The 2,485-nt window shown below is 73.4% G+C and carries 3 protein-coding genes and 1 pseudogene; 1 reads left to right on the top strand and 3 read right to left on the bottom strand.

What is annotated here, in order from left to right; translation table 11 throughout:
• A partial coding sequence (locus tag GH736_RS21115) for an AfsR/SARP family transcriptional regulator (protein WP_203230892.1) occupies positions 1-765 on the top strand: 765 nt, incomplete at its 5' end.
• A 40-nt stretch (positions 766-805) separates the two neighbouring features.
• Here GH736_RS21115 and GH736_RS21110 read toward each other — a convergent pair.
• The 3 genes and pseudogenes from GH736_RS21110 to GH736_RS21100 all read right to left on the bottom strand — a co-directional run.
• A complete protein-coding gene (locus GH736_RS21110) occupies positions 806-973 on the bottom strand; it encodes a hypothetical protein (RefSeq protein WP_159606809.1) in 168 nt (55 codons plus the stop codon).
• 113 nt (positions 974-1,086) lie between these two features.
• A complete protein-coding gene (locus GH736_RS21105; protein WP_159606807.1) occupies positions 1,087-2,286 on the bottom strand; it encodes an acyl-CoA dehydrogenase family protein in 1,200 nt (399 codons plus the stop codon).
• A pseudogene (locus GH736_RS21100) lies at positions 2,283-2,485 on the bottom strand (hypothetical protein); the annotation flags it as partial. The gene GH736_RS21105 and the pseudogene GH736_RS21100, both read right to left, overlap by 4 nt.

The raw sequence follows: 2,485 nt of genomic DNA, 5'->3' as shown, positions 1-2,485 counted from the left end.
CTGCCCACGGTCGTCGTCATCGCACGACCTGCCGTGCAGGAGCGGCCGCACGACCCGCCCCTCGCGGTGACGTGCTTCGGCGGATTCCGCGTGCGGATCGACGGCGCCGACGCCGACCTGCGGGGGCTCCGGCCCCAGGCCCGGAGCCTGCTGCGCATGCTCGCGCTCAACGCAGGCGCTCCCCTGCATCGTGAGCTCATCGCCGACGCCCTCTGGGGCGAACTCGGCACGGAGTCGGCGCTGCACGCCCTGCACGTCAGCATCTCGAGCCTGCGGCGGGTCCTGCCGATCGACGACGGCTCGTCGCGCTTCATCGTCGAGCGCGACGGGGAGGCGTACCGCCTGGGCATCGCCGACCGCGCGCACTGCGACCTGTCGGACTTCGACGACCACCTCGCCGATGCCGCGACCGCGAAGTCCCGCGGCGACCTCGCGTCGGCGGTCTCAGGCCTGCACCACGCGCTCGGCCTCTACTCCGGCGACGTGCTGCCCGAGGACGGCCCGGCGGAGTGGTCGATCGGCGCCCGCGACCGGTACCGGCTCCGCGCCGCGGAAGCCGCGAACTCGCTCGCCCACCTCGAGGCGCACCTCGGCGACACGCGCGCCGCCGTGGCTGCGGCGAGTCGCGCCGTCGAGATCGACCCGTGGCTCGACGAATCGTGGCGCACGCTCGTGCGCATGCACCGGCAGGCGGGCGACGACGTCGCCGCCCTGCGCGCGCACGACGGCTATCACCGCATGCGCGAGGCGCTCGGCATCGAGTGAGCGGGGTCGCCCGCGCGGGTCGACGGCTCCTCGGGCCGTCTCACCGCCCGAGGAACTCCACCTCGGCGACCGCCACGTGGGTGGCGTCCGTCGCGCCGTGCGCGCCCTCGAGCGTCAGGCGCACGGCGGTCACGTCGTCGATCCCGATCTCGAACCGCTGCGGTCCGGGCTCGTCGGCGAGGGTGAGACGAGGCTCCGTTGCCTTCATCGGGTTCTCCTTGGTTCGTTTCCCGGCTTCGTCGCCGGGCCTGTCATTTCTACCCCGTCTTCCGCCGCGTTCCGAATCCGGTGGTTCGGGGCCCGGCGGACGACCGCGTCCGGCTAGAACGCGGCGAGGCCGGTCAGGGCGCGGCCCAGCACGAGCTGGTGGATCTCGTCGGTGCCCTCGTAGGTGCGCACCGACTCGAGGTTGGCGGCGTGCCGCATCACGGGGAACGCATCGGTGATGCCGTCGCCCGCGAGGATCGAGCGCGCCTGGTGGGCGATCTCGAGCGCCTCGCGCACGCTGTTCAGCTTGCCGACGCTGATCTGCGCCGGCGTGAGCGCGCCGCGCTCCTTGAGCCGGCCGAGGTGCAGGGCGAGCAGGATGCCCTTCTCGACCTCGACGAACATGTCGGCGAGCTTCGCCTGGGTGAGTTGGTTCGCGCCGATCGGCCGGCCGAACACCTCACGGCTCACCGACCGCTGGAGTGCCGCCTCGAGGCAGGACCGTGCGGCGCCCATCGCGCCCCAGACGATGCCGTAGCGCGCCTCGTTGAGGCATCCGAACGGCCCGGAGAGTCCGGATGCCCCGGGCAGCATGGCGTCCGCCGGCAGGCGCACCCCGTCGAGCACCACGTCGCACTGCACCGAGGCGCGCATCGAGAGCTTGCCGTCGATGGGCGTGGCGGTGAACCCCGCGGTGGACGTCGGCACGAGGAATCCGCGGACGGCGCTCGCCCCCGCGCCGAACTCGCCCGACGGGTCCTCGACGCGCGCCCACACCACCGCGACGTCGGCGAGCGACGCGAGCCCGATCCAGCGCTTCGCGCCGTCGAGCACCCATCCGTCGCCGTCGCGCCGGGCGACCGTGGTCATGGCGGCGGGATCGCTGCCGCCCTGCGGCTCGGTCAGCGCGAAGCATCCCACCAGCTCGCCCGCGGCCATGCCGGGCAGCCAGCGCTCCTTCTGCTCCTCGGAGCCGTACTTGTGGATGGCGCTCATCGCCAGCGAACCCTGCACCGACACGAAGGTGCGCCAGCCGCTGTCGGCGGCCTCGAGCTCGAGGCACACGAGGCCGTAGGCCACGGCGCCCGCCCCGGCGCATCCGTAGCCCGTGAGGTGCATCCCGAGGAAGCCGAGCTCGCCGAGCTGGCGCACCAACTCGCGCCGGAAGTGCTTGGCCTCGAAGTCCGCCTCGATCACGGGCAGGATCCGCTCCTGCGCGAAGGCCCGCGCTCGGTCGCGCCACGCCAGCTCCTCGTCGGTGAGCAGCCCATCGAGGTCGAAGACGGCGTCGATGCGAGGAGCGGTCGGAGTCATGCGGGGTCCTTCGTTCGGTCGTGCGCGTCGAGCCAGTCGGCGCCGTCGTGGGCGCCGAGCTCGGGCGGTGGGGTGAGGTATCGAGGGGCGGCGGATGCGGCGAGGCCGATCGGGTTCGCGACCGAGCGGTGCACGGCACCCGGCTCGCCGGTGGACGCGACGACCTCGAGCCCCAGGGCCTCGGCGAAGGCGAAGGCCT

Origin of the sequence: Agromyces humi, from assembly GCF_009720255.1 — a bacterium.
GTDB classification, from domain to species: domain Bacteria; phylum Actinomycetota; class Actinomycetes; order Actinomycetales; family Microbacteriaceae; genus Agromyces; species Agromyces humi.
The sequence above is the reverse complement of the archived record's forward strand: the minus strand, read 5'-3'. Positions and strand labels throughout refer to the sequence as shown.